The organism is Microbacterium alkaliflavum (assembly GCF_044325405.1).
Lineage (GTDB): Bacteria > Actinomycetota > Actinomycetes > Actinomycetales > Microbacteriaceae > Microbacterium > Microbacterium alkaliflavum.
In genome coordinates this window covers 542,788-569,139 of the sequence record NZ_JBIQWL010000002.1, presented here as the reverse complement: position 1 = coordinate 569,139, position 26,352 = coordinate 542,788, and the positions used below count along the sequence as shown (strand labels likewise).

Below are 26,352 nucleotides of genomic sequence, written 5' to 3'. Positions count from 1 at the left end.
ACCACGACGTGCGAGGGGGGTCTGTTCACGCGCGCGCCGCGATGTAATCGATGAGCGACTTCACCGTGGTCAGGCTCGAGTAGTCGTCCTCGGGTGTCGATACTCCCGTCGAGGCGGCAAGCCTCTCGAGCAGTTCGAGGAAGTCGAGGGAGTCGAGTTCGAGATCCTGGCGCAGCCGCTGCGACTCGTCCAGGTCGGCGGCGTCGACATCGGGCGCGATCTCACCGAGAGCCGCGAGCACTGCTGCGCGGGCATCCTGTTCGTTCACAATTCCTCCGGTTTCTGCAGCAGCTCGTCGATGCGCGCGAGGAGTCGTCCGCCTGCGAGTCCGTCGCTGGCGCGGTGATCGGCCGACAGCGTCGCGACGACGCTCGGCCGGACGCCGATGAGACCGTTCTGCGCGACGGGACGGTCGAGCACCCGCCCGAAGCCGACGAGGGCGACCTGGGGCGGATAGATGACGCCGAAGATGGTCTCGACGCCGAGGTCTCCGAGATTGGTCACGGTGATGGTGGGGTCTGCCATCTCGCCGCGTTGCAGACGGCCCGCTCGCGCGCGTGAGACAAGGTCTCGCAGTCGCTCCATGAGCGCATCCGCGGTCAGCTGGTCGGCATCGTGGATCGCGGGAGCGATCAGGCCGCCTCCCCGCAGCGCCACCGCGACGCCGAGGTGCACCGCGGCACTCGGCTGGAAAGCGCCATCGAGGAAGAACCCGTTCATGTCGGGCACGTCCTTCGCGGCCTTCGCCGTCGCAGACAGGAGAAGCGCGGCTGGGACGAGGCGCTCTGCGATGGCGCGGCCCGCGTTCTGGCGCTGCATCCACTCCGAGGCCGCGGAAAGATCGATGGTCGTACTGAGGTAGTAGTGCGGGATCTCGCGCTTGGATCGTGCCATCAGCGCGCCGACGGCACGGCGCATGCCGGCTGCACGCCGAGCGCGCTCGCCTTGTGGGGTCGCCGGCGGCTTGGTCTGCATCGGCTCGGTCTGCATGAACGGCGCCGGGGGCTCCGTCTGCATCGAGGGGGCCAGGGGCGCCGTCTGCCTCGAGGGCGCCGGGGGCGCGGGAGCCGAGGATTCAGCGATCTCCGAACCGGCGCGCTCGACGTCGAGTGAGGTCACTGCTCCGCCGGGACCCGTTCCGCGCACGCGGGTGAGATCGACGCCCAAGCGCTCGGCCAGTCGGCGTGCCCGCGGGGATGACCTTGCACGAGCACCGGCTTCTGCTTCGATCGCCGAGACGCTTCCCGGCGGGGGCGCCGATGCCGTCTTCGGCGCGGCCGCTGCCTCGACATCCGCTCGGGTGATGGCGCCGTGCGCCCCGGATCCGTGCAGTCGGTTGAGGTCGACCCCGAGATCGTGCGCGAGCCGTCGGACGGGCGGGGTGACACTTACCGTCGGCGCGGCAGGGGCACCGGTTCCTGTCGGCGAGCGCGGCGATGGGGGAGCTGGGGCGGAGGATGCTGCGGCGGGGGACGGTGCTTCGGGGGCCCGCGGTGCGGCATCGGCCCTCGGACCGACATGCGCCCCGTCGGCCGGTGTCGCGGTGATGACGGCGAGGGGTGTGCCGACGGGGACGACGTCGCCGAGCTCGACGAGGAACTCGGCGACGACGCCTTCGTCGAAGGTCTCGACCTCCATCACGGTCTTCTCGGTGTCGACCTCGGCGATCACGTCCCCGCGGTGGACGTAGTCGCCGGGCTTGACGAGCCACTCGACGACCTTGCCCTGCTCCATATCGGCTCCGAGCGACGGCATCCTGAACTCAGCCATCGCTGCCCACCGCCTCACGAACCGCTGCGACAACACGCTCTTTGGAGGGCAGCGCGGCGGCCTCGAGGTGCCGCGCGTACGGTATCGGCACCTCTGCGCTGCAGACGCGACCGACCGGGGCATCCAGTTCGTAGAACGATGCTTCGGTGATGCGCGCACTGATCTCGGCCGAGATGCTGCCGCTGCGCCACCCCTCGTCGACGACGACCGCACGATGCGTCTTGGCGACGGTCGCCAGGATCGCCGCCTCGTCGAGGGGACGGAGTGAGCGAAGATCGAGCACTTCGGCTTCGATGCCGTCCGCGGCGAGCGCGGTCGCGGCCTCGAGCACCGTCGGAAGGGTCCCGCCGTACGTGATGAGTGAGACGTCCGCCCCCTCGCGGAGAACCTCGGCGTGATTGATGTCCGTCGGCCCGGCATCGTCCGGGAGCTCGCCCGGAAGGTTGTACAGCGAGCCGTGCTCGAAGATCAGAACCGGGTCGGGGTCTTGCAGCGCTGTCCAGAGCATGCCGCGCGCATCCGCGATCGTCGCGGGAGTCACCACGCGCAGACCCGGGATGTGTGCGATCCAGCCCTCCAGGCTGTGCGAGTGCTGGGCTGCGAGCTGGCGTCCTGCACCCGTGGTCATCCGGATGACGATCGGCACGTTGAACTGGCCGCCGGACATGTGCAGGAGGGATGCCGCATTGTTCATGATCTGGTCGAGCGCGAGCAGACTGAAGTTGACGGTCATCACCTCGATGATCGGGCGCATGCCGCCGAGCGCGGCGCCGATTCCGGCGCCCACGAACCCGGCCTCGGAGAGGGGCGTATCGCGGACGCGGTCGGGGCCGAACTCCTCGAGCAGGCCGAGACTCACCGCGAACCCGCCTCCGTAGCGTCCGACGTCCTCGCCCATGAGGAAGACGCGGTCGTCCCTGATGAGCGCGTCGCGCATCGCCGCGCGGACTGCCTCTCGATACGTGGTCTTCATGCTCGTGGCCGATCGCTGTACACGAATCGCGTGAGTTCCTCGACCGGCTCGAGGGTGCCTTCTTGACCGAAGGCGACGGCGGCGCGCACTTCGTCGTCGACGTCGCTTTCGATGGCCGCCCATGCCTCTGGGGACAGCGCTCCTGCGCCCTCCAGCCAGCCGCGGAGCAGCTGGATCGGATCCCTTTCCATCCAGTGCTGGACTTCGGCCTTCTCGCGGTAGCGTTCGGGGTCGTACATGGAGTGAGCGCGGAACCGATACGTGCGCATCTCGAGGAAATGAGGTCCCGCGCCTCCCCGGATGGCCTCGACGGCGCGACGCGCCGCATCCTCGACCGCGAGCACGTTCATTCCGTCGACGGCCCAGGCCGCGACGGCGTACCCGGACGCCTTGAGCGCGAGATCCGTCTGCGACTCCGACCGCTCCAGAGCGGTTCCCATCGCGTAGAGGTTGTTCTCGCAGCAGAACAGGACGGGCAGATCCCACAGCGCGGCGAGATTCATGCTTTCGTGGAACTCGCCTTCGGCGATCGCCCCTTCGCCGAAGAAGCACACGGTGACGCGGTCACGATGCTGCATCTTGTCCGACAGTGCCAGCCCCACGGCGAGCGGCAGCCCACCGGCGACGATCGCATTCCCCCCGAAGAATCGCGTCTTCTTGTCGAAGAGATGCATCGATCCTCCGCGCCCGCGGCAGCATCCCTCGGCGCGCCCGCACATCTCGGCCATGATCGCCGTCGCGGGGACCCCGCGCAGCAGCGCATGACCGTGCTCCCGGTAGGTGGCGACCACCGCATCGTCCGGGCCGATCGCGTCCAGCACCCCCGCCGCCACGGCTTCCTCGCCGATGTAGACGTGGAGGAAACCTCGGATCGTCGTCGCGCTGTACAGCTCGACGCAGGCTTCTTCGAACCTGCGCACGCGCAGCATCTGCCGAAGCAGCAGTCGCGCGTGGTCCGGGTCTGCAGTGATGCGCGCGAGAGCGTTGTCCGGCATCATCGTCCGGCCTCCAGAGTCGATGTGTCGCCCTCGGGAAGTCCGAGCTCACGCGCCTTCAGAAGGCGACGGAGGATCTTGCCGCTCCGGGTGCGGGGGAGGGCCGCCACGAATTCGATGCGGCGCGGCGCCACCGCCGTGCCGAGCCGCTTGCGAGCGAAGCCGATGAGCTCCCGATTGAGGACATCGGATGCCTCGAACCCGGGCTTCAGTTCGACGAAGGCCTTCACCACCTCGCCGGCGACGTCGTCGGGAACGCCGATGACGCCCACTTCGGCGACGGCGGGGTGCTCCATGAGCGAGCTCTCCACCTCGAACGGGCCGATGAGGTGGCCCGACGACTTGATGACGTCGTCGCCGCGTCCGACGAACCAGTAGTAGCCGTCGGCATCCTTTCGAGCGAGGTCACCCGTCAGGTACCAGCCGCCGACGAAGCATTTCCGGTACCGCTCCTCTTCGTTCAGGTACCCGCGGAACATCGATGGCCATCCGGGGCGGAGCGCGAGCTCGCCCACGACCCCGGGGTCCACCACGAGTTCGACCTCGCCGTCTCGGATGACGGGCTGCGCATCCTCGTCGCGGGCGACGATCGCCGCCTCGATCCCGGGGAGCGGGCGCCCCATGGATCCGGGCCGGATGTCCATCGAGGCGAAGTTCGCGATCATGATCCCGCCCGTCTCGGTCTGCCACCAGTTGTCATGGATCGGCAGGCCGAGCGCCTCCTGTCCCCACACCACGACTTCCGGGTTCAGTGGCTCGCCGACGCTCGCGACGAGCCTTAGTGCTGACAGGTCGTGCAGCTTCGCCCGTTCTGCGCCGGCCTTCATGAGCATCCGCAGAGCGGTGGGCGCGGTATACCAGACGGTCACGTGCTGCTCGGCGAGGATCCGGTACCACCTCTCCGGGTCCATCTCCTCCTCATCGACGATCGTCGTCACGCCGTGCAGGAGAGGCGCGATGATCCCGTACGACGTTCCGGTCACCCACCCGGGGTCGGCGGTGCACCAGTAGACGTCCTCCGGGTGGAGGTCGAGGGCATAGCGCCCGGTCGCCGAGTGCGCGGTCACGGCGTCGTGGACGTGTACAGCGCCCTTCGGTCGACCGGTGGTGCCGCTCGTGAAATGCAACAGCGCCATGTCTTCCGGGCGGGTCGCCGCGGCCGATCCATACGGCGCTGCGTGCCGCATGAGCGTCTCGAAGTCGAGCGTTCCCGGTTCGGGGCGCCCTGCCGAATCGATCAGGATCACGTGTCGCAGCTCCGGAAGATCACTGCGCTGATGGGCTATGCGCTTGAGGTAGAGCGCGCGCGTCGTGACGAGCACCTTTCCGCCACCAAGTTCGAGCCTCTGCCGCACGGGTTCGGGGCCGAAAGCGGAGAAGAGCGGGCAGAACACCGCGCCGTGCTTGAGGGTTCCGAGAGCAGCCGTATAGAGCGCCGGCACGCGTCCGAGGAGCGAGAACACCCGCTCGCCCCGTCCGACGTCCAGCACCCGCAAGACGCTCGCGAATCGGCCGGTCGCATCCGACAGCTCGGCGAAGGTCACACCGCGCACGGTTCCGTCGCGGCCGACGAACCGCAGGGCGTCATGAGCGGACCGGGCGCCGGCGGCATGCCGATCCACCGCCTCGTGGGCGATGTTCACACGCCCGCCGCCGAGGCCGTCGAGCGTTCGACGCTCGTCGTCCCACCGGAAGGACGCGCATCCACCGTCATAGTCGAGGAGGTTCGGCGTGACGGTGAGCCGAGCGGGATTCTTCACGATCACCGTCCAGGGTGATGTGGTGGGCATGATCGCGGTCATGGCGGGACGGTAACCGCCCCAGTCCACCGATTTCGGGCCTTTCGTCCCATCGAGTCACCGCGAGCCTTCGCGGTGGGACTTTCGACCCGGCGATGGGTCATGATCTCCCGTTCACTTGGCGCAAAAGGGAGGATGACATGTCTCACGTTGCTCACCGCTTCACCGGCTCCACGGTGATCGTCACGGGGGCCGGCTCTGGAATAGGGCGTGCGACAGCGGAGAGGCTGCTCACGGAAGGCGCTCGCGTCGTCGCGGTCGACCTCGTGTCCGATCGCTTGTCGAGGCTCGTGGAAGAGGTCGAAGGGGAGGTGATCTCGGTGCCGCTCGACATCACCGAGCCCACCGCCGCCGCTCACATCGTCGACGTCGCGGGAGCCCGGATCGACGGACTGGCCAACGTCGCGGGGATCATGGATGGGTTCGAGCCCACCGCGGAAGTGAGCGACGCGACCTGGGAGCGGGTGATGGCGGTCAACGTGACCGCCATGATGCGTCTGACACGAGCAGTGCTTCCTCACATGCTCGAGCGCGAGCACGGGAGCATTGTGAACGTGGGGTCGGAAGCTGGACAGCGCGGATCCGCGGCCGGAACGCCTTACACGACGTCCAAGCATGCCGTGAACGGGTTCACGCGCAGCACCGCGGTCTTCTATACGCCGAAGGGGGTTCGGTGCAATGCCGTTGCGCCCGGTCCGGTGGCCACCGGCATCGAGGCGCCGTTCCACTCCGAGTGGGCCCAACAGCGGCTGGGCCCACTCTTCCAGACCAACATCCCCGCCGTCGCACGCCCAGAGGAGCTGGCTGCCGCCATCACCTGGCTTCTCAGTGAGGACGCGTCCAACGTTTCGGGCGCCGTCCTGTCCGTCGACGGCGGCTGGGCGGCGATCTGAATGGCTGCGGCCGAATCCGAAGCCGTCGGCGAAGCGCCAGAACCACTGCAACCACGGGCGCGACCCGGGCTACTGGTCGGCGTCGACGGGTCGCGCGAGTCTTTCGACGCGCTGGCGGTCGCTGTCGACATGGCTCCGAAGCTCAACCTGCCCCTGCACGCACTGGTGGTCTGGGATCTCGCGACAACGCTCTACGACGACTACTTCACGCCCGACGCGGTGTCCCAGCCGCGAGATGACGCCAGCAGAGTCGTCAGGGTGATCCGGAAGACCTTCTTCCCGACCGGAGAACCGCCCTGGTTCACCGTCGGGACCGAGCGCGGACGACCGGCGGCCGTCCTGCTGCGCCACTCCGCAGAGTGCGAAATACTCGTTGTCGGTCGTCGAGGGCACGGTGGATTCACCGGGTTGCTGCTCGGCTCCGTCAGCGGCGCATGCGTCTCACACTCGAAGTGCCCTGTGCTCGTCGTCCCATGACAACCCCGGGTCGAGATGCCGGACGCTCAGGAACCTCACGATAGCCCCGACTCCGCGCCCCACGGGACCTTCGGCCCGATGGCGAAGGACCCTGATATCAGAGGCTGGGGTAGGGCCGAAGTGGAGGATGGGCAGGGCAATGCAGTGTGCAGAGGCGCCTCAGGGCGCTCGCCGTCGTTCTGAGGTGCGGTCGGTCGGGGGAGCGCTTCCCACGGTCGATCGAGGCCTTCCTTTCGAGAACCGCCAGGACGCGGGCCGACGCCTTGCGGACGCGATCTCGGATCTGCAGTTCGCTCATCCGGTGGTGCTCGGGCTTCCACGCGGCGGAGTGCCCGTCGCTGCGGAGGTCGCGCGCGTCCTCCGCGCCCCGCTGGATGTGATCATCGTGCGCAAAGTCGGACTGCCGATCCAGCCCGAGGTGGCTATGGGGGCCATCGCAGAGGACGGAACCACGGTGATGGACGTCCTGTTCCTTGATCGCGCAGATGTCTCGCTCCCGGAATTCGAGCGCATCGCGGCCCGGGAGCGGAAGCACCTCGCCGAACGGATCACCGACATCCGGAGCGTGCACCCGCCACTCGATCTCGCCGGTTGCACCGCGGTGATCGTGGACGACGGAATCGCCACGGGAGAGACCGCTTCGGTCGCCTGCCTCAGCGCGCGTCGGCGAGGCGCATCGACGGTTGTCGTCGCCGCTCCGGTCGCCGGACCGCGCGGGGTCGATCGGCTCGAGGGCGCCGACGTCGTCTGCTGTCTCTTCACTCCGGCCGGCTTCGAGTGCGTTGGAGATTACTACCTCGACTTCGACCAGACGCCCCGGATGGAAGTGCTCCGGCTGCTGGACGAACTCGCGGTCGCTCACGCGTGAGCGGCTGTCAGCGTCCGATCACCTCCCACACGATCGTCCCGCCGACCACGATCGCGAAGGCGCCGACGGCCGTCCAGGCCGCGATGCGCGACCACGCGACCCGAAACGGCGAGCGGTGCCCGGGACCGAAGCCGGCGGCATCCCACCACGCCACGAACTCCTCGTATCGCAGCGTGACCGGAACCGCGTGCGCCTGCGGCGCAGGCCCCGGCGCGGGGCGACGCGCTCGCGGAGTCGTCTGGGGAGCGGGCGTCGCCCGCGGAGCCGGTCGACTCGCGGCAGGAGCCGGCCGAGCCGCGGGTTGAGGAGAAACGGTCGCTCGCGGGTCCTGGGTGAACCGTATGAGGATGTCGCGCGCCTCGCGTGCGCGGTCGAACTCGGCTTCCAGAGTCCTGAGTTCTTCGGGACCCGCATCCGGATGGCGGTCGGGATGCACGATGCGCGCGCGACGGCGGAACGCCTGGCGGATCTCGTCCACGGTCGCACCGTGCTCCAGATCGAGGCACTGTCGTGCCTCGTCGAGGGTCACCCGACCGCCCGTCGGTAGCGCTGGTATTCGCGGAGCATCCGCTCCTGGCGTTCCTGTTCGGCGACCGCCGCGGCCTCGACGAACACGCGTCGAGTGAGGCGGCGCCGCAGGATCGCGTAGACGACCCAACAGGCGATGGCCACCGCGCCGACGGCCCAGCCGGTGGCCTCGACGGCGAGCGGGATCTGTGCGAGGAGGGCGACCACGACGAAGACGAGGAGGAGCGCGCTCAGTGCCCTCGATGCCCGCGCCCAGGGTCGGAGCGAACGATAGAGCGGAGCCGTGGCACTTCGCCATTCAGGATTTGGTGACCAGTATCGCCACCCGTTCGGCGCAGGGCGCAGGCCGGGTCGAGGCATCCAGCCTTGCGGCGGTTGCCAGAACGCATTGTCCTGAACCCATCGGTCGATCGGAGTCGGCCAGCCGGCCGGCACCCGGAAGTCCACCGGAACCCCCGGTACCCGGGCTCTTCGTGAGAGCATCGCCAACTCCGTCGCACCTCTCTCCTCGCCGAAGCGGTTGTGACCGCACGATGCACGACGCACGCCGAAAGCACAAGCCTGGACTGCTCGCGCGGATCCACGAGACGCCGGGTGCGTGCGCGCTCGCGGTCAATCCTGACGGCCGGTGACGCCCAGGAAGCGGACGAAGACCGCGATCCACGCGAAGATCAGCGCGAACACGATGATTTCGAATGCGGTGAGCGAGAAGTAGCCGATCGCGGGGATGAACAGGATGATCGAAGCGATCATCGCCGCGAGGAAACCCGCAGCGGCGACGAAGTACGTACGGGGCATCCCACGGAAGAATCTCGGGCCTGCGCCGAGCAGCACGAGGTACATGATCCCCATGCCCGAAGCAGCGAGGCTGTGCACGACCATGTTCACATCGACAGGGACGATGCCCACGAACGCGAGCATTATCCCCATCACCACGAACAGCACGGGAACAATCCGCGGGCTGCGCGAATTCTCGAGCACCCCCGCCGCGGCGAGCTCACGCATGTCGTTCGCGACGTACACCGCGAATGTCGTGACGAGGAGACCCGCCGCGATGAGGGTGCCGTTGAAGATCCAGCTCGACGGGTCATCCTCGAAGGTGCCCAGCTGGCTGAAGTGGACGGTCCACCAGTCCTTGTCGGGCGTGGTGACCATCGCGGTGAGCACGCCGATGGCGATGAACGCGAGAAGGAGCATCGCCATGCGCTGCGTCGTCATCGACCACACCGAGAGCGAGACCGTCCACGCCGTCAAGCCCAGGGTCACCGCCATGAGCACGACTGCCCAGAACGTGACGATGGGCAGTCCGACGAATCCCGTCGCGAGGACGCGGTACAGGGCGTACACGAAGACGAGCGCGAGGGCCGTGTGAACGATGACCACGGAGGTCGTGTTGACGATGAACTTCCAGGAGGGGAGTGACCGCCGCCACTCCTGGCCCGGGCGGTTGCGGGCGCGCCAGTATTCGATCGTCGACGCGGCGGCGGCCACCACGGCCGCTCCGGCCGCCGCCCAGACCCCGAACGAATCGGCCATGCTCGCGATCTTCAGATCCGGCGCGGACAGGCCGACGAGCAGGCCGTACAGCGCACCCACCGCGCCCCCCGCCAGGGCGGCGTACACCGCCTCGGACTCGGCCCGTCGACCCGGGCCGGCACGCAGCGGCGCGGGGCTGAGAGGACCTGCGCTCCGGCCGGCCGATGCGGATCGGCTCGCAGTGTCGTTCCCGTTCATGGAATCGCGTCTCCTCTCATCCACGGGGCGTTGGGGGCCCGGGTCGAAGCCGTCAGTCGGATGTCGGCTGGTGCAGAGCGCTGACCGGCTCGAAGGCGAAGACGAGTCGTGCGGGAACGGTGCCTGCGAGGACTTCGTCCACCGAGGTATTGACCTGCTCGAGCTCGCGCGTCTGCGTGACGACGCGAGTGCGCCCGGCCGCGTGGAGATCGAAGACTTCGATGAGATCCCGCCGGGTGCCGACGATGGAGCCGATGACGCTGATGCCCTTGAGCACCGTGTCGAAGACGGGAAGCGTGAGGACGCCATCTGCCGGCAACGACACGAGCACGAGGCGGCCGCCGCGGTTGAGCGCCTCGAACGCCTGCTCGAAGACCGTCGGGGCTACCGCGAGGACCACCGCGACATCCGCTCCTCCGAGTCCGCGAATCGCGAGGACCGGATCGGTCGCTGCGGCGTTCACGACATGGTCTGCGCCGAGCTCCGTCGCGAGTGCCAGCTTGTCTTCGCTCACGTCGACGGCGATCACCTTCGCGCCGACGAGGCGGGCGTACTGCACGGCGAGGTGGCCGAGACCGCCGATCCCGAAGATCGCGACGGTCTCGCCCGGAACGACATGCGCGTTCTTGATCGCGGCATACGTGGTCACGCCTGCACAGGTGAGGGGGGCCGCGTCGAGCGGCGTGATCCCGTCGGGGACCGGGACCGCGAAGCGCGCATCGGCGAGCATGTATTCGGCGTAGCCGCCGTCGACTCCGTACCCGTTGTTGTACTGCTGCTCGCAGAGATTCTCGCGACCGTCGACACAGTACCGGCACTCGCCGCAAGCGTGGCCGAGCCAGGGCATGGCGACACGCTGCCCGACGGTGCGGGTCGTGACATCCTCGCCAAGCTGCTCGATGATCCCGACGCCCTCATGTCCGGGCACGAGCGGGAGCGGGGGCTTCACTGGCCAGTCGCCGCGCATGGCGTGGATGTCGGTGTGACACAGACCGCACGCCTCGAGCCGGACCAGAACCTGACCCGTTCCCGGCTGGGGGACGGGGCGTTCCTCGATGCTCGCCTGTTCACTGAAGCCGCGGACGACTGCTGCCTTCATGATTGCTCCTCGATCGGGATGGATACCTGGCAGTGTGCTGCGCGGACGCGCACGTCTGCGGGACGTTGGTCCCGCCATCGGCTCCTGCGCGACGTGACGATGGGCTCATGCCTGAAGCCATCCGCGATCCCGGTCCGAAGAAGAGTATCGACCCGCTCCCGTGGGCGAAGCCCGGGATGCTGGTGGGCTTCGACGGATCTGAGAGTGCCATCGGCGCGCTTCGCACTGCCGTGCGCATGGCGCCCGCGCTCGAGATGCCCGTGCACATGATCGTGGTCTGGGACTATCCGACGATGATGTACGGCGATCACTACTCGCCGGCCATCGATCCTCGACCCTCCGAGGTCGCCGAAGAGCTTCGCGCCCGAGCCGTCTCGGGAGCCTTTCCCGACGGAGCACCCGATTGGTTCACCTCGAGCACGCAGCAAGGTCGACCGTCTCGCACGCTCGTCGAGCTCTCCCGCGAGGCGGAGATGGTCGTGGTCGGAAGCCGCGGACACGGCGGATTCAGCGGTCTGCTCCTGGGCTCGGTGAGCGCGGCCCTCGCCTCGCATTCCGAGTGCTCCGTCCTCGTGGTGCGTTGACTGCCCTGCAGCGACGCTGATTCAGCTCGACTGCCGGAGGTATGACGAAAAGGTGTCTCAGGCCCCGCCGCGACTGCGGAAGGATCGGCTGAGGCTCCGGAGCAGAAGCAGCAGGCCGCCGAGTGCGAGGACGCTGCCCAGGAATGAGAACGCGCGCATATCGCCCGTCAGCATCGGGCCCGTGTCGCTCACGCCCAGGAGCACGCCGGCGATCACAAGGGTCACGCCGACGATCGTGATGGTGAGCCGCGAGACGAGCGAATCGACCCAGGAACGCTCGGTCGGGCTCTCGAACATGCGCATGCGGAGCGCGAATCTGCCTTCGTCGAGGCTGCGGGAGATGCTCTCGATCCGGCGACCCAACCGACGAGCACCCTCGATGAGCGTCGCACCCTGCGATTCGGCCGTCATCATCACCTCGCGCACCGACACCTGTCGCAACGCGGTGACGGGGGCGAGTTCGAGCCCGCGGCGAGTCAGGTCGTAGTGCGGCTGAAGAAGTCGGAGAGTTCCATCGAGAGAACTCAGTGTGCGAAGGACCAGCAGCAGCGAAGGCGGGATCGCGAGCCGGTGGCGTCGCAGGGCGTCGACGAGCAGTCGGAAGATGTTCTCGTTCACCGGGCTGTTTCGGACCCGCGTGATGACGACGCCGATGTCTCTCTGCAGCACGTCCTTTCGGAGAGCCTCACCGTATCCGCAGATCATCAGAACGAGATCGGTCGCGACGGTGTCGTCCTCGTTCTCGATGGCGACGAGCAGAGGCACCAGCATGCGCCGCAAGCTCTTCTCGACGATGCCGACCGAGCCGAAGTCGATGAGGGTGACGGTTCTCTCATCGCCGTCGGGCTCGCCGAGGATCAGGTTTCCGGGATGCAGGTCGGCATGGAACACACCTTTGAGGAGCACCTGATCGAACACCGCGCCGACGATCCGATCCGCGATGGCGGTCGCATCCTCCGGCGGCATGCCGCCTGACGGCAGGCGTGCGAAGGCTGTGCCCCGCACCCGTTCCTGCACGAGCATGCGCTCCGTCGAGAGGCTCTCGTAGCTCCGCGGGATGAGCAGCGAAGAACCGGATTCCTCTCCCACGGCGCGCAGCATCTCGGCGTTCTGAAGCTCGATCCGGTAGTCCAGCTCATCGTGGAGCCCGCGGGAGAATTCGTCGACGAGGGCGATGGCCCCGTACTCCCGCGCCCAGTCCGTCCGATGCTCCAGGTCGGTAGCGAGACGACGCAGGATGTCAAGGTCGGTCGTGACCTGCCGACGGGCGAGCGGACGCTGGATCTTGATGACCACCTCCTCGCCGGCGACGAGTCGGGCGGCGTGCACCTGCGCCACGGAAGCCGCCGCGAGCGGGTCGGGATCGATCTGCGAGAAGACCTCTTCGGTGGGCCGCCGCAGTTCCGCCTGGATCGCCGCGTGCGCCTCGCTCCAAGGGATCGGAGTCGACTCCATCTGGAGGGTCGCGAACGCGTCGACGAATTCGCGCGGCAGCAGATCGTCACGCGCGGAGAGCATCTGTCCGAGCTTCACGAACGTCACGCCTGCTTCGTTCATCGCGGCGACGAGAGCCGGCGGAAGCTCTTTCGTGGTCGATTCTCTGCTGCCGAACAGCGCGATCCCGTGGCGCGACGCGATGGACAGGATCTGGGCGTAGCGCCTTGCGCGATCCCTGCGGCGAAAGGCCTCGCGGATCGAGGTGACGGGGTTGCGGAGACCGCGCGATGGCCAGGCGAACTCGAGAGTGACGATGCACACGACGACGGCGGCGAACAGCCACCCAGCCGTCAAGGCGACGAACGAGATCGTGATCGGGGCTTCCGTCACCACCTGATCGCCCCGCACGACCCCTGCCGCCCGAAGCGACCAGACAGTCAGAGGCAGCGCAACGAGGAACACGACGAGTGCGGTGATCGAGGAGCGGATCCAGCCGACGGAGCGGTCCAGGAGCCGACGAGCCGCCCACGCTGCGAGGACTGCGAACCCGAGCGAGATCAGGCCGAAGGTGAGCCAATACGGCATGACGCGATTCTGTCAGTCGACCGCTCACCTCGCAGGCGCACCCGCCGGTCGTGCTCCGTCGCCCGCGGGACCTTCGTCCCGGACGGGGACGCTCGCTTGTCGGGAGGATGTCAGTGCCGTTCGGGGATTGTTCGAAGGAGGTCCGGAGATGATGTGGGGCTGGGGTCTCGGTGGATGGTGGATGTGGGCCAGCGGCGCGATCCTGCTGCTCGTCCTCGTCGCCGGCTTCGTCATCGCGATCGTGCTTCTCGCACGACTGAGTCGCCCGGGCGATGGTCACGCCGCGGATCAGCGCCGTCTTGACGACTCCGCGTACAGGATGCTCGAGTCGCGGCTGGCCGGCGGTGAGATCACGACCGACGAGTTCCGGGCGCTGTCGCTGGCGCTCGAAGAAGGTGCGGCTCGCCGCCGTGCCGCCGCGTGACCGACGAGCAAGCAAGCCCGACCCACCGACCCGTCGAGCTGCTGCTGCGGGACCTGCGGACGAGCGAGGCGGGCCTCGGGGGCAGGGAGGCCGCCCGGCGTCTGGCGGTCTACGGTCCGAACGTGCTGCCCCGTGCACAGGGGATCAGCTGGCCGCGCGAGATCCTTCGACAGTTCACGCACCCCCTCGCACTGCTTCTCTGGGTGGCCGCGGCCCTCGCCTACGTAGCCGGGACCCCCATCCTGACGTGGGCGATTCTCGTCGTCATCCTGATCAACGCGGTGGTCGCGTTCCTGCAAGAACGCCAGGCGGAAAAGGCCGTCGAGGCTCTCGCCCACTATCTCCCTCTGCAGGCCCGCGCCCTCCGGGATGGATCCGCCGTCACGATCGCAGCGGTCGATCTCGTGCCCGGCGACATCCTGCTCGTCTCCGAGGGGGATCGTGTGTCGGCGGATGCCCGCCTGATCAGCGGCACCATCGAGGTGGACATGTCCGCGCTCACCGGAGAATCCGCGCCCGTCACGCGGTCGGCGACGGGCGATGACACGGCCGAGAGGCTCGTGGATGCTGGGGACGCAGTGTTCTCGGGCGCGGAGTGCACGGCCGGTGATTGCCGAGCCCTGGTCTTCGCGACCGGTGCGCATACGGAACTCGGGCGGATCGCGACGCTCTCCCGCCGGGGCGCGCCGGCGCCGAGCCCGCTCGAGCGGCAAGTGCGGCGGTCCACGTGGCTCATCGCCGCGGTCGCCGTCGGGGTCGGAATTCTCTTCCTGCCGCTCGGCATGCTCGCAGGCCTCAGCCTTCCGGAGGCCGCCGTCTTCGCTATCGGACTGCTCGTAGCCAACGTGCCGGAGGGCCTCCTCCCCACGATCACCCTCGCTCTGGCCGTCGGCGTGCGGATTCTCGCAAGGAAGGGTGCCCTCGTCAAACAGCTTTCGGCGGTGGAGACGCTGGGCTCGACCACCGTCATCTGCACCGACAAGACGGGGACGCTGACGCAGAACGCGATGCGGGTCAACCGCCTGTGGACCCTGGACGGCGACCACGACGTCTCGGAGCGAAGTGGGCTGCTCACCGCTCTTGTGGAAGTCATGGCCGACTGCATCGAACTGGAACGTACGGCCGACCCGATGGAGACGGCTTTGAGAGATGCCGCCGCCGAGTACGGCATCGTCACAGCGCCTCGGGTCGCCACTTTCCCCTTCGATCCGGAACGCAAGAGGATGAGTGTCGTCAGCCGCCGGCGGGATGAGCTGATCGTCTCGGTCAAGGGTGCTCCGGAGGGCCTCGTGCCACTGTGCGATTCCGTACTCGGCGAACGGGGGACTGCGCCGATGTCCGCGGCGGAGCGTCAAACGGTCACGGACGCCGCTGACGGGTACGCGAGACGAGGACTGCGGGTGCTCGCGCTCGCCGCGCGGCACATCGGGAACGTGCCCTCCGATGCCCAAGCAGCCGAGTCGGAACTGTGTCTGCTCGGCCTGGTCGCACTCCTCGACCCGCCGCGGCCCGAGGTCGCCGACGCTGTGGCGGCGTGTCACAACGCCGGCATCACGATCCACGTCGTCACCGGCGACAACGGAAACACGGCCGCCGAGATCGCACGACAGGTCGGGATCAGCGCCGAGCGGGTCGTGGCCGGGCCGGATGCGGATCGCATGTCGGAGCCGGAGCTGGACGCCCTCCTCGCGCTCCCGGGTGAGATCGTGTTCTCGCGCAGCACCCCGGAGGGCAAGCTGCGGATCGCCGAAGCGCTGCAGGACACGCGACACGTCGTCGCGATGACCGGCGACGGAGTCAACGACGCCCCCGCGCTGCACCGCGCGGACATCGGCGTGGCGATGGGGCGATCCGGGACGGATGTCGCGCGCGAGGCGGCCACCATGATCCTCACCGACGACAACTTCGCCACGATCGTGACCGCGGTTCGGGAGGGCCGTCGCGCCTACGACAATCTGCGGAAGTTCGTTCTCTAAATCTTCGTGCACGCCGTGCCCGAGGTCGTTCCGTTCGTCGTCTTCGCGCTCTCCGGTGGACTCGTTCCCCTTCCGCTCACCGTTCTCCAGATCCTCGCCATCGATCTCGGAACCGAGATCCTCCCGGCTCTCGCGCTCGCACGTGAGAAGGGCGAGCCTGACCTCATGAGCCGCCGACCCCGCCCGCGAAGCGAGCAGCTGATCACTCGCCGATTGCTGTTCCGTGCGTGGGTTCTGATGGGCAGCATCTCGGCTGTCCTGGCTCTGGCGGTGTACTTCGCGGTGCTGTTCGCTGGTGGCTGGTTCCCTGGCGCTCCCGTCGGGCAGGGCGACGCGCTACACGGCACCTACCTGCAAGCGACCACCGCCACCTTCGCGACCATCGTCGCCTGCCAGGTCGGCACGGCCTTCGCCGCTCGGACGGAGCGCGCGTCGCTGCGCACGCTCGGATTGTTCACCAACCGGCCGCTCCTGGGCGCGATCGGAGTCGAGCTGATCTTCGTCGCGGCGCTCTGTTATCTCCCGTTCCTCCAGATCGTCTTCGGGACCGCTCCGCTGCCCGCCTGGGTCATCGCGCTCCTGATCCCCTGCCCGGTGATCGTCTGGGGAGCCGACGAAGTGTGGCGGTGGATCGCCCGTCGGCGCGAGGCGCGGCGCTCTGTCGAAACCGCGATCACCGAGACGACGTCATAGGGCCCGACGGAGAGCAGCCGGTCAGGCCGAACGGCGCACCGAAGACTGCGCCTGTTCCTGCGCGCCGCCGGCGGCTCGGTAGTAGTCGCGCCAGACGACCCGGTGCAGCGGGATCCATCGCGGAATGGTCCGCAGCCCGGGGATGAACGGCAGGATCGCGAGCAGGACGGTGAGCACTCCCATGATGAGGACGATCACCAGGTCGGCGTTGGCTGCCGATGAGAAGGGTGGCACCTGATAGAACAGCGAGAACAGCCAGAGCCAGGATTGCCCGGGCGTATTGCCGGTCTCGTTCATCATGCCCCACTGGTCTCCGGTCAGATGCGGGGCGGCCGCGAGGTTCTGGAAATACTGCCCGTCGCCCAGGAAGAGGATGGCCGGGGTGTAGTCCAGTCCGTAGAACCCGCTCTGCGCGGCAAGCGCACCGTCGAGTGCGCCGCTGCGTGCCATTTCGGTAATCGCGGTGATGAGGCCGGGAACCGGGCCGTAGTCGCCGGATGCTGAATCGGGGAGCCTCGACCCCTGGTCGGCGGTGAGCGCCTTCGCGTAGGCGTCGATCCAGGCCGTCCGCTGCGCATCGGTGGCGGCCGTCCATTGCGCGACCTCCGGGGCCGCACTGGCGAGCGTCGTGAGTGGGGCGATCACGAACGCGTCAGCGGTGTCGATGGGGATGCGGACCCCGGACAGGCTCTGCAGGTCGAGCGGGCCGAGGGTCTGAGTGGCGTCGGCCGTGCTGTCGTACGGCGGTCCGTATTGGGCGGTGTCGCTGGTGCCTGCGAGCTCTGCCGTCGCCGTCGTGGCGAAGTCCACAGGGTCGTGCGCAGACCAGGAGGCGAACGTCGCACTCGGCTCATCGGGGGAACCGAAGATTGCGGCGAGCACGAGTGTCAGAGCGCCGACGACCAGGAATCCGATCGTGACCTCCTTGATGAGGTCGTAGTCGCGGACGCGGCCTCGCCACGGCTCGCTGAACAGGTCGCCCCGTGCGCGCCAGGTCATGCTCGATATGCGGTTCATCGCGATTCCTGCGATTCATTCCGGGGATGCAGGAGCTGGTCGTCCGTCTCCTTCGCGTCGATGGGCGGCACGACGCCGTGCATGCGCACCAGCAGCACGTGCAGCACGACGATGGCGCCCACGCCGAGCGGGAGGAGGACGATGTGCCACGCGAACATCTGCCCCAGATCGGCCACGTTGAACCATGCCCCGATGCCGACCGCATTGAGCGCGTCCTTGGCCTCGAAGGCGATCCACTGCGAGTCGAAGTTCGTCTGGAGGAGATAGCCCGTGAACGCGGCGCCGATGGAGACGGCGAACGCGATCACACCGGTGATCCAGGTGAGGACGCGGCCGCCCCGCCATGCCGCCATCCAGTACTTGCCCCAGAGGTGCACCACCATCAGGAGGAAGAACAGTTCGACGCTCCACAGATGCACGCTGTTCGTGAATCTCCCGAGGCTGGACAGGTGATACCAGTTCGGTCCGTTCAGGGCGAGCACGAATCCGGACGCGATGACGACCGCCAGCGACGTGAGGGACAGCATCCCGAACACGTAGATCCAGGAGGCGACATAGCTCGGCTGCTCCTGCGGCAGCAGCCGGTCCGGAGGGAGGCGCTTGAGGAGCCAGCCACGAGCGCGTCCCGTCCAGGTGTAGATGTCATCGCCGTCCGGCTGACCCGGACGTTGCGCGGGTTGTTCGTGGTGCTGTGCCGACGGTGGGGCCGGCGGCTCCTTGATGCTCATCTGCGGCGCCTCGGTTTCGGGAACGGCAGCAGCAGCGCGAGGGCGAACAGCACGAGCATGGTCAGGATGACGATGAGATTGCCGAGCTGGATGGTGTAAGGACTCCAGCCGAGGTAGATCCCCGGCGCACTTGCGACGATGACCACGATGACCTCCTCTTTCGTCGTCACGGTAGGTCGCGCGATCTTGGACGTCCGGGACGAAGGTCCTGTCGACGGACACGGCGCTTTCGCGGTTGCTATGGAGTTTCTGAGAACGGGGAATTCTTGGCTCTGTCTGGGTGCCGGGTCCCGAGCATCGACGCATGACCTCCGTTGCCGGCCGACGAACCGCCCTGAACTCCGCCCCCGGCGGTCGGCAAACTCGCCGATCCCGTCGGGCGCTCTGGCATCTTGCAGCGACCGTCGTGATCTGGGGCACGAGCCTGTTCGTCGTCGCGCTGTGGGTCTCGGGTGCCGGCGTCCAGGCCCTCGTGGGGTTCGATGCCGAGATGCTCAACTCCCTCGGCCGCCTCACCGGGCTCGTCTCGGCGAACCTGCTGCTCTATCAGGTGCTGCTGATGGCCCGCGTGCCGCTGTTCGAGCGGGGATTCGGGCGGGATGACATCACGCGGATGCATCGGCTCGTGGGGTTCTGGTCCTTCTGGCTCCTCGTCGCCCACATCGTGCTCCTGGTGCTGGGGTATGCCGCGCAGGCCGCGATCAATCCGTTCGTGCAGCTCTGGCAGTTCGTGTGGGACTACCCGGGGATGCTCCTGGCGACGGCGGGCACGGGCCTGCTCGTGATGGTCGTCGTGACCTCGATCCGCCGAGCCCGTCGCCGGCTCCGCTATGAGTCCTGGCACCTGCTCCACCTGTACGGCTACCTCGGCGTCGGCCTGGCGATCCCGCACATGCTGTGGACGGGTGCGGACTTCGTGCAGAATCCCGCGGCCACCTTCTACTGGTGGACGCTGTGGGCGATCGTCGCGGCATCCGTTCTCGTATTCCGGGTCGGCCTGCCGCTGTGGCGGTCGCTGCGCCACGGCGTCAGGGTCGTCTCGGTCGTGCCCGACGGGCGCAACGGTGTGAGCGTGCGGATGCGGGGCCGCGGCCTCGAGAGGCTCGACGCGCGGGCCGGACAGTTCTTCGTGTGGCGCTTCCTCGACGGCCCAGGCTGGACCCGCGGACATCCCTACTCGCTCGCGTCGGCACCGATCGGTGATGAGTTCGTCATCTCGGCCAAGATCGTCGGCGACGGCACGAAGCACCTGACCCGGCTGCGCCCCGGCATCCGCGTCCTCTTCGAAGGCCCGTACGGCACGATGACCGGAGATGTCCGCAGCACGCGCAAGCTCCTCATGATCGGCGCGGGCGCCGGTGTCGCCCCTCTGACCGCGCTGCTCGCGTCGGAGGCATACGCCCCCGGAGACGCCGTGCTGATCACCCGCGATCATGACGACGCCGACGGCATGCGACTCGACGAGATCAGCCGGCTCATCACGACCAGGCGACTGCGGCACTACCTGCTCAACGGACCTCGCGACCGGACCCGCGCCACGTGGCTCCCGGCGTCCCACGCCGCCTGGGCAGGACCCGACCTCCTCCGGCGGCTCGCACCGGATCTCGAGGACTACGACGTGTTCCTGTGCGGACCGGCACCGTGGATGGATGCGGTGAAGGCGGATCTGATCGGCGCAGGCGTTCCGGATCGCCGCATCCACAGTGAGGCGTTCGCCGTCTGACCGGCGGGAGGAGCAAATCATGAGGAAGATCGTCTTCGGCATCCTGGCCACCATCGCCGGCCTGGTGGCACTGTTCAGCTACCGCACGTCACTGGATGCATCGCCCGCTACGATCCCCGCCACCGGGGGCCAGACCCCGGGGTCTTCGAGCGGATCCGGAACGCTGAAGGACGGCACCTTCGACGGCGGATCCGTGAACACGCGGTACGGGCCGGTGGACGTGAAGATCACCGTCTCGGGCGGCAAGATCACGGCCGTGGACGTGCCGGTGTACCCGGACGGCAACGGCACGGACCGGCGGATCAACTCGTTCGCGATCCCGCGGCTCGTCTCCGAGACCCTCTCTGCGCAGAGCTCGCATCTCGACATGGTGTCGGGCGCGACTTTCACGAGCAACGGCTACGTCCAGTCGCTGCAGTCCGCGCTCGACCGGGCGGGCCAGTGAGTCTCGAGCCGCGATTCGCCCCGTCAGCCGGGCGGCAGAACGAGAACGAATGTCGAGCCGACCGCTGACGTCGACTCGAGCCGCGCCGATCCGCCGTACCGCACGGCCGTCTCCCGCACGAGCGCGAGGCCGAGACCGAATCCGCGTCGGCGACCCGACTCACCGGCCCGGGCGAAGCGCTCGAAGATCCGATCCCGGTCGGCGGGATCGACCCCGCCGCCCGCATCCGTGACCCGGATCTCGACCATTCGGCCGGCACGCATCGCGACGACGGACACCGTCGATCCGGAGGGCGAATGCTGCACGGCGTTGTCGACGAGCGCGACGCACAGGCGTGACAAGGTGACGGGCGGGATCCGGGCGACCATGGGGGACTCGACGTCGCTGACGAGCGTGACACCCGCATCCCGGGCGAGCGGTTCGAGCGTCGCGAGCGCCGAGGTGAGGCATCCCTCAATGTCCGCGTGGGCGTCGCCGGAGTCCGCGCCCTCCGCGCCCAGGAGCATGTCGGTGAGCACCTCGTCGAGCACCCGCGCATCTGTGCGCAGCGCCTCGATCGTCGGGTCGAGCGGTCTGCCTGCGGCGTGCCGGCGCTGAAGGATCTGGATCCGGCTCGTGAGGGCCGTGAGCGGCGTGCGAAGCTCATGGCTCGCGTCGGCCACGAAGCTGCGCTGCAGCCGCAAAGCCTCGGCGAGCGGCAGCACGGCCCATCGTGCGGCGAGCCAGGCGATGAGCCCGAGCAGGACGACGCCGATCACCCCGAGCAGGAGTACGACGGGGAGCACCCGGTCGACATCTACGACGATGTGGTCGCCGACCGCCTCTCCCGGTTCGTTCTCGCGCCCGCCCTCTGGCCGGCCGGCGACGAGCAGGACCAGCACGAGCACTCCCACACCCGCTGCAATCACGACCGCCGACCCGGCGGCGACCAGAATGCCGACTCGCAGCGCGGATCGCTGCACGCGCACTCGGTCGGTGGAGGCGCTCATAGGGGCGACGCCGCACGGTAGCCGCGTCCGCGCACCGTCTCGATGATCTCGGGCGCCGACTTGCGGCGGATGTAATGCACGTAGGTGTCGACCGAGTTGAGCGAGTCGTCGGACGAGAAGGCCGTGCCGAGGAGCTCCTCGCGCGAGAACACATGGTCCGGGCTCTCCGAGAGCACCGACAAGAGCCTCACCTCTGTGGCCGTCAGCGCGACGCGGCCGCCGGCGGGCCCGTAGAGCGCCGCGGATGCCGGGACGAACACCCATTCCCCGATCTCGCGGCGTTCCCCCGCGATGCGGTAGCCGCGGACGAGCGATCTCAGCCGTGCGACCAGCTCGTCGTAGTCGAACGGCTTCACGAGGTAGTCGTTGGCCCCGGCATCCAGTCCCTCCACACGATCAGCGACCGATCCGAGGGCCGTGAACAGAAGCACGGGCGTGGTGATGTGCGCCGTGCGGATCGCCCGGACGAGGTCCATCCCGTCGAGCCCCGGCAGCCGGCGGTCGATCACGATGACGTCGAACCTTTCGCTGAGGACGCGATCCTTCGCGAGGCGGCCGTCGGCGACGTGCTCGACGCGGTAGCTCTCGCTGAGGACGTCCACCGCCATCTCGGCGATCACCTCGTCGTCTTCGACGTACAGAAGTCGCGGAAGGGCGTCGCGTGGAGCGTCGTGCACAGACACCTCCCTCGACCGATCTCCGTACATCGGCATCGAAGCGAGTCAACCAGGAAAGCACTGAGGCAGGACCAAGAATCCGACCTCCGCGGCTCGAGGGGTCGGTGGGATGCCGGCATCCGGGCACTCAGGCGATCGCGACCTCGTCCGGCCGACGGCGTCGGGGCTGCGCTTTGAGGAGACGCAGCCAAGTGAGTCCCGTCGCCGTCGCCATCGCGACAGCCATGAGTGCTCCGGCGAGGACGCCGACGAGCAGGGCGATCGGCATCGGCTGGCCTTCCTGCCAGAGGGGAGGCGCCACCGCGAAGAAGGCGGCCAGCCCCGCGATCCATCCGAGCGAAGTGCCGACGATCCACCACCACGCATGGGCCACGACGCGGCGGAGCACGAGCCACTGAGCCACGCCGATGGAGAGCAGAAGAGTCGCGAAGAGCGCAATCGCGACCGTGATGCGCACCGCCGGTGGCCAGCCGGCCCACTCCGTCGCCGTTGTGGAGGGTCGCATGAGCGGGCGGATCGTACTGTCCATCAGCGCACCATCACGAGTGAGCCACGGGCCCGGCCGGACCGGAGATCGTCGATCGCGGCATGCACGTCCTCGAAGGCGTATTCGCGAACCGTCGGCGCGAGCCTGAGCGTCTCGGCGAGACGAAGGAACGCTGCACCGTCGGCGCGCGTGTTGGCGGTGACCGTCCTCAGGTCGCGCTCGTAGAAGAGGTCTGCCGAGTAGTCGAGCGTGGGCACGTCCGTCATATGGATTCCGGCGAGGACGACAGTGCCGCCGCGGGTCGTCGCTCGAAGTGCGAGCGGCACGAGCTCGCCCGCCGGCGCGAAGACGATCGCCGAGTCGAGCGGCTCCGGCGGTTCGGCCCGTTCATCGCCGACGAACTGCGCACCGAGCTCACGCGCGAGTCTGCGGTTCTCCTCGCCGCGCGTCAGGACGAAGACGCGCGCGCCGGCCGCCGCGGCGACCTGCGCGGCCAGATGCGCGCTCGAACCGAAACCGTAGAGACCCAGGCTGCCGCCAGGAGGAAGCGCTGCGCGGCTCAGAGCGCGGTACCCGATGATTCCGGCGCACAGGAGCGGCGCGACCTGAGCGGGTGGGGCATCCGTGCGCAGCGCATACGCGAACGCCTCGTGCGCGACGGCGTACTCGGCGAAGCCCCCGTCCTCGTCCCACCCCGTGTAGGTCGACGACGGACACAGATTCTCACGCCCCTGCATGCACCACGCGCAGACTCCGCACGTCGATCGCAGCCAGGCGATGCCGACGCGATCCCCTCTGCGTGCTCGCCGGACGTCGGCGCCTGTATCGGCCACCGTGCCGACGATCTGATGGCCCGGGATCACAGACGGCCGGTGCTCGGGAAGTTCGCGATCGATCACGTGGAGGTCGGTGCGGCAGATCCCGCACGCCTCGACCTCGATCATCACCTCCCGATCGCCCGGCGAGGGATCGGGGCGCTCGGTCATGACGAGTTCACCGTGAGCCGGCGTCACCCAGGCCTTCATGAACGGCTCTCCGCTCGCCGGATCGTCAGGACACGGCAGCCGTAGCCGGTGCCCGCTCCGCCAGCTGGAGCCACGTCGCGATCACGGCATCCGGATTCAGCGACATCGAGCGGATGCCCCGTTCCATGAGCCACGCGGCGAAGTCCGGATGGTCGGAAGGCCCCTGCCCGCAGATGCCGACGTACTTGCCGCGCCTGTTGCAGGCGCCGATCGCGCGGTCGAGGAGATCGAGGACTGCGGGGTCGCGCTCGTCGAAGGCCGCCGCGACGAGCTCGGAGTCGCGATCCACGCCGAGCGTCAGCTGAGTGAGGTCGTTCGATCCGATGGAGAACCCGTCGAACAGGTCGAGGAACGCATCCGCGCGCAGGGCGTTCGAGGGGATCTCGCACATCATCATGACCTGCAGCCCGTTCTCACCGCGGCGAAGTCCGTTGCGCTCCATCGCGGCCAGTGCGTCCTCTGCCTCCTGCGGCGTCCGCACGAAGGGGATCATGACCTGCAGGTTGGTGAGCCCCATCGCGGCGCGTACGTGCGCCAGCGCTTCGCATTCCATCGCGAAGCAGGCCGCGAAGCCGGGACTGGCATAGCGCGAGGCGCCGCGCCACCCGAGCATCGGGTTCTCCTCGTGCGGCTCGAAGAGCTCTCCGCCGAGGAGGCCGGCGTATTCGTTGGTCTTGAAATCGCTCAGCCGCACGATGACGGGCTTCGGTGCGAAGGCGGCTGCGATGCTGGAGACCCCTTCGGCGACCCGTCGCACGAAGTAGTCGCGCGGCGACGCGTACGCCGCCGTCCGCGCCAGCACCTCCCGGCGCAGATCGTCGGAGAGCGCGTCGACTTCGGCGAGAGCGCGAGGGTGGATGCCGACCATCGTGCTGACGATGAACTCGAGTCGTGCGAGCCCGACCCCGTGGTTGGGCAGCTGTGCGAGCGAGAAGGCCTGATCGGGCACGGCGACATTGAGCATGACCTCGACCGGGAGCTCGGGAAGCGCGTCGACCACCGTCTCGTCGATGTGGAACCCCAGCGCTCCGCGATACACCAGACCTTCGTCGCCTTCCGCGCAGGAGACGGTGACGCTCTGGCCGTCGGGGAGGGTCGCGGTCCCGTCGAGGGTGCCGACGACGGCGGGGATGCCGAGCTCTCGGGCGACGATGGCGGCGTGGCAGGTCCGTCCGCCACGGTCAGTCACGATCGCGGCGGCCCGCCGCATGATCGGCTCCCAGTCGGGATCGGTGCGGTCGGCGACGAGCACGTCGCCCTCTTCGAAGAGGTGCATCTCGGTGAGGTCGTGCATGACCCGCGCGCGGCCCGCACCGATCTTCGCGCCCACCGCGCGGCCTCTGCCGAGCACTTCGCCGCGCTCGTGCAGCACGTATCTCTGGACGACGCGCCTGTCGTGACGCGCGACCGTCGTCTCGGGACGGGCCTGCACGATGTACAGCGAGCCGTCGACCCCGTCGCGGGCCCACTCGATGTCCATCGGCCTGCCGTAGTGCGCCTCGATGACGAGCGCCGCGCGTGCGAGCTCTTCGACGTCGGCGTCGGTGATGCTGAAGCGTGCGCGCTCGGCTCCGGGTACCTCCACCGTGACAGTGCTCGCACCTGCGCGGGTGCTCTCCCCGAACCGCATCGCGATCGCCTTCGATCCGACCTCGCGCTTGACGATGGCCGGCCGTCCCGCGCGGAGGGCCGGCTTGTAGACGCAGAACTCGTCGGGATTGACGGCGCCCTGCACGATGGTCTCGCCGAGACCGTAGGCGCTCGTGACGACCACCACGTCGTCGAAGCCGGACTCGGTGTCGACGGTGAACATCACGCCCGACGACCCGACATCCGATCGCACCATCCGCTGGATCCCCGCAGAGATGGCCACCGCCTCGCCGGCGAACCCGTGCTCGGCCCGGTAGACGATGGCCCGATCCGTATAGAGCGACGCGAAGACGTCGCGGACGGCATCCAGGACGTTCTCGATGCCCGCGATATGCAGATACGTCTCCTGCTGCCCCGCGAACGAGGCATCCGGGAGGTCCTCGGCCGTCGCCGACGACCTGACCGCCCACGTCACTTCGGAGGAGCCGTCCTCGGCGCCGCCGAGCGCGTCATACGCGGCACGGATGTCGCGCGCGAGGTTCTCGGGGAACGGTTGGGCGCGGACCCACTCGCGGATGGCTCCGGCCGTCTCAGCCAGGTCTGCGACGTCCTCGACGTCGAGGGAGGCGATCGCGGTCTGGATGCGCCGGTCGAGGTCCTCGTGTCGCAGGAACTCCCGGAAGGCATCGGCCGTGGTGGCGAAGCCCTCGGGCACGCGTACACCGGCGCGCGAGAGGGTGCCGATCATCTCGCCGAGCGAGGCGTTCTTACCCCCGACCTGGGGAAGATCCGCCATGGTGATCTCACGGAACGGCAGAGTCGAGCGTTGTGTCATG

At 68.4% G+C, this 26,352-nt stretch carries 27 protein-coding genes; 9 read left to right on the top strand and 18 right to left on the bottom strand.

What is annotated here, in order from left to right; all coding sequences use genetic code 11:
* Window positions 1-25: 25 nt before the first annotated feature.
* From ACH3VR_RS07590 to acsA, 5 genes are read right to left on the bottom strand one after another with little or no spacing between them, the layout of a single operon-like run.
* Window positions 26-268, bottom strand: coding sequence for an acyl carrier protein (locus ACH3VR_RS07590; protein ID WP_396640144.1), 243 nt, complete (start codon window positions 266-268; stop codon window positions 26-28).
* The gene (locus tag ACH3VR_RS07585) at window positions 265-1,770 is read right to left on the bottom strand and encodes a dihydrolipoamide acetyltransferase family protein (protein ID WP_396640143.1); all 1,506 of its coding nucleotides are present in this window, start codon (window positions 1,768-1,770) and stop codon (window positions 265-267) included. Before ACH3VR_RS07585 ends, ACH3VR_RS07590 begins: the two co-directional genes overlap by 4 nt.
* Window positions 1,763-2,743, bottom strand: coding sequence for an alpha-ketoacid dehydrogenase subunit beta (locus ACH3VR_RS07580; RefSeq protein ID WP_396640142.1), 981 nt, complete (start codon window positions 2,741-2,743; stop codon window positions 1,763-1,765). The genes ACH3VR_RS07585 and ACH3VR_RS07580 overlap by 8 nt, the downstream gene beginning before the upstream one ends.
* Complete coding sequence (gene pdhA / locus ACH3VR_RS07575) at window positions 2,740-3,741, bottom strand: pyruvate dehydrogenase (acetyl-transferring) E1 component subunit alpha (protein WP_396640141.1); 1,002 nt, start codon at window positions 3,739-3,741, stop codon at window positions 2,740-2,742. Before pdhA ends, ACH3VR_RS07580 begins: the two co-directional genes overlap by 4 nt.
* The gene (gene acsA, locus ACH3VR_RS07570; protein ID WP_396640140.1) at window positions 3,738-5,540 is read right to left on the bottom strand and encodes an acetate--CoA ligase; all 1,803 of its coding nucleotides are present in this window, start codon (window positions 5,538-5,540) and stop codon (window positions 3,738-3,740) included. Before acsA ends, pdhA begins: the two co-directional genes overlap by 4 nt.
* 92 nt (window positions 5,541-5,632) lie before the next feature.
* Here acsA and ACH3VR_RS07565 point away from each other — a divergent pair, with 92 nt between their 5' ends.
* The 3 genes from ACH3VR_RS07565 (at window position 5,633) to ACH3VR_RS07555 (ending at window position 7,775) form a co-directional block, all read left to right on the top strand.
* Window positions 5,633-6,430, top strand: coding sequence for an SDR family NAD(P)-dependent oxidoreductase (locus ACH3VR_RS07565; RefSeq protein ID WP_396640139.1), 798 nt, complete (start codon window positions 5,633-5,635; stop codon window positions 6,428-6,430).
* Window positions 6,431-6,907, top strand: a complete 477-nt coding sequence (locus ACH3VR_RS07560; RefSeq protein WP_396640138.1) for a universal stress protein — start codon at window positions 6,431-6,433, stop codon at window positions 6,905-6,907.
* A 127-nt stretch (window positions 6,908-7,034) separates the two neighbouring features.
* Window positions 7,035-7,775, top strand: coding sequence for a phosphoribosyltransferase (locus ACH3VR_RS07555; protein ID WP_396640137.1), 741 nt, complete (start codon window positions 7,035-7,037; stop codon window positions 7,773-7,775).
* 7 nt (window positions 7,776-7,782) lie between these two features.
* On the opposite strand, the gene ACH3VR_RS07550 is transcribed toward ACH3VR_RS07555, so the two are convergent.
* The 4 genes from ACH3VR_RS07550 to adhP form a co-directional block, all read right to left on the bottom strand.
* Window positions 7,783-8,304 carry a J domain-containing protein gene (locus tag ACH3VR_RS07550; protein ID WP_396640136.1) on the bottom strand — a complete coding sequence of 174 codons (522 nt, stop codon included), beginning with the start codon at window positions 8,302-8,304 and terminating at the stop codon, window positions 7,783-7,785.
* Window positions 8,301-8,510, bottom strand: a complete 210-nt coding sequence (locus ACH3VR_RS07545; RefSeq protein WP_396640135.1) for a hypothetical protein — start codon at window positions 8,508-8,510, stop codon at window positions 8,301-8,303. The genes ACH3VR_RS07550 and ACH3VR_RS07545 overlap by 4 nt, the downstream gene beginning before the upstream one ends.
* A 405-nt stretch (window positions 8,511-8,915) precedes the next feature.
* A complete protein-coding gene (locus tag ACH3VR_RS07540) occupies window positions 8,916-10,037 on the bottom strand; it encodes a DUF998 domain-containing protein (RefSeq protein WP_396640134.1) in 1,122 nt (373 codons plus the stop codon).
* Between the two features lie 52 nt (window positions 10,038-10,089).
* Complete coding sequence (gene adhP / locus ACH3VR_RS07535) at window positions 10,090-11,136, bottom strand: alcohol dehydrogenase AdhP (RefSeq protein ID WP_396640133.1); 1,047 nt, start codon at window positions 11,134-11,136, stop codon at window positions 10,090-10,092.
* Between the two features lie 107 nt (window positions 11,137-11,243).
* On the opposite strand from adhP, the gene ACH3VR_RS07530 reads away from it, so the two are divergent.
* A complete protein-coding gene (locus ACH3VR_RS07530; protein WP_396640132.1) occupies window positions 11,244-11,720 on the top strand; it encodes a universal stress protein in 477 nt (158 codons plus the stop codon).
* Between the two features lie 57 nt (window positions 11,721-11,777).
* On the opposite strand, the gene ACH3VR_RS07525 is transcribed toward ACH3VR_RS07530, so the two are convergent.
* On the bottom strand, window positions 11,778-13,742 hold the full coding sequence (locus ACH3VR_RS07525; RefSeq protein ID WP_396640131.1) for an ABC1 kinase family protein: 1,965 nt from the start codon (window positions 13,740-13,742) through the stop codon (window positions 11,778-11,780).
* A gap of 148 nt (window positions 13,743-13,890) precedes the next feature.
* Here ACH3VR_RS07525 and ACH3VR_RS07520 point away from each other — a divergent pair, with 148 nt between their 5' ends.
* Genes ACH3VR_RS07520 through ACH3VR_RS07510 form a run of 3 tightly spaced genes read left to right on the top strand, consistent with a single transcriptional unit; the run spans window position 13,891 to window position 16,835 of the window.
* Window positions 13,891-14,166: an SHOCT domain-containing protein gene (locus ACH3VR_RS07520; RefSeq protein WP_396640130.1), complete on the top strand. Its 276-nt coding sequence runs from the start codon at window positions 13,891-13,893 to the stop codon at window positions 14,164-14,166.
* Window positions 14,163-16,142: a cation-translocating P-type ATPase gene (locus ACH3VR_RS07515; protein ID WP_396640129.1), complete on the top strand. Its 1,980-nt coding sequence runs from the start codon at window positions 14,163-14,165 to the stop codon at window positions 16,140-16,142. Before ACH3VR_RS07520 ends, ACH3VR_RS07515 begins: the two co-directional genes overlap by 4 nt.
* Window positions 16,143-16,157: 15 nt before the next feature.
* A complete protein-coding gene (locus tag ACH3VR_RS07510; RefSeq protein WP_396640128.1) occupies window positions 16,158-16,835 on the top strand; it encodes a cation transporting ATPase C-terminal domain-containing protein in 678 nt (225 codons plus the stop codon).
* A gap of 21 nt (window positions 16,836-16,856) precedes the next feature.
* Here the strand turns inward: ACH3VR_RS07510 and ACH3VR_RS07505 are convergent, their stop codons facing one another.
* The 3 genes from ACH3VR_RS07505 to ACH3VR_RS07495 are packed head-to-tail and all read right to left on the bottom strand — an operon-like array spanning window position 16,857 to window position 18,750.
* Window positions 16,857-17,852 carry a hypothetical protein gene (locus tag ACH3VR_RS07505; RefSeq protein ID WP_396640127.1) on the bottom strand — a complete coding sequence of 332 codons (996 nt, stop codon included), beginning with the start codon at window positions 17,850-17,852 and terminating at the stop codon, window positions 16,857-16,859.
* The gene (locus ACH3VR_RS07500; protein WP_396640126.1) at window positions 17,849-18,580 is read right to left on the bottom strand and encodes a cytochrome b N-terminal domain-containing protein; all 732 of its coding nucleotides are present in this window, start codon (window positions 18,578-18,580) and stop codon (window positions 17,849-17,851) included. Before ACH3VR_RS07500 ends, ACH3VR_RS07505 begins: the two co-directional genes overlap by 4 nt.
* Window positions 18,577-18,750, bottom strand: coding sequence for a hypothetical protein (locus ACH3VR_RS07495; RefSeq protein WP_396640125.1), 174 nt, complete (start codon window positions 18,748-18,750; stop codon window positions 18,577-18,579). The genes ACH3VR_RS07500 and ACH3VR_RS07495 overlap by 4 nt, the downstream gene beginning before the upstream one ends.
* A gap of 134 nt (window positions 18,751-18,884) precedes the next feature.
* Between ACH3VR_RS07495 and ACH3VR_RS07490 the strand changes: the two genes are divergently transcribed.
* Window positions 18,885-20,303 carry a ferredoxin reductase family protein gene (locus tag ACH3VR_RS07490; RefSeq protein WP_396640124.1) on the top strand — a complete coding sequence of 473 codons (1,419 nt, stop codon included), beginning with the start codon at window positions 18,885-18,887 and terminating at the stop codon, window positions 20,301-20,303.
* A 19-nt stretch (window positions 20,304-20,322) separates the two neighbouring features.
* Window positions 20,323-20,748 carry an FMN-binding protein gene (locus ACH3VR_RS07485; RefSeq protein WP_396640123.1) on the top strand — a complete coding sequence of 142 codons (426 nt, stop codon included), beginning with the start codon at window positions 20,323-20,325 and terminating at the stop codon, window positions 20,746-20,748.
* Between the two features lie 23 nt (window positions 20,749-20,771).
* Here the strand turns inward: ACH3VR_RS07485 and ACH3VR_RS07480 are convergent, their stop codons facing one another.
* The 5 genes from ACH3VR_RS07480 to ppsA all read right to left on the bottom strand — a co-directional run bounded on the left by ACH3VR_RS07480 (window position 20,772) and on the right by ppsA (window position 26,351).
* Entirely contained in the window at window positions 20,772-21,737 is a 966-nt protein-coding gene (locus ACH3VR_RS07480; RefSeq protein ID WP_396640122.1) for a sensor histidine kinase, read from the bottom strand.
* Window positions 21,734-22,414 carry a response regulator transcription factor gene (locus ACH3VR_RS07475; protein WP_396640121.1) on the bottom strand — a complete coding sequence of 227 codons (681 nt, stop codon included), beginning with the start codon at window positions 22,412-22,414 and terminating at the stop codon, window positions 21,734-21,736. The genes ACH3VR_RS07480 and ACH3VR_RS07475 overlap by 4 nt, the downstream gene beginning before the upstream one ends.
* Before the next feature lie 127 nt (window positions 22,415-22,541).
* The gene (locus ACH3VR_RS07470) at window positions 22,542-22,943 is read right to left on the bottom strand and encodes a hypothetical protein (RefSeq protein WP_396640120.1); all 402 of its coding nucleotides are present in this window, start codon (window positions 22,941-22,943) and stop codon (window positions 22,542-22,544) included.
* Window positions 22,943-23,926 carry a zinc-binding alcohol dehydrogenase family protein gene (locus ACH3VR_RS07465; protein ID WP_396640119.1) on the bottom strand — a complete coding sequence of 328 codons (984 nt, stop codon included), beginning with the start codon at window positions 23,924-23,926 and terminating at the stop codon, window positions 22,943-22,945. The genes ACH3VR_RS07470 and ACH3VR_RS07465 overlap by 1 nt, the downstream gene beginning before the upstream one ends.
* Window positions 23,927-23,951: 25 nt before the next feature.
* Window positions 23,952-26,351, bottom strand: coding sequence for a phosphoenolpyruvate synthase (ppsA, locus tag ACH3VR_RS07460; protein WP_396640118.1), 2,400 nt, complete (start codon window positions 26,349-26,351; stop codon window positions 23,952-23,954).
* Window position 26,352 lies beyond the last annotated feature (1 nt).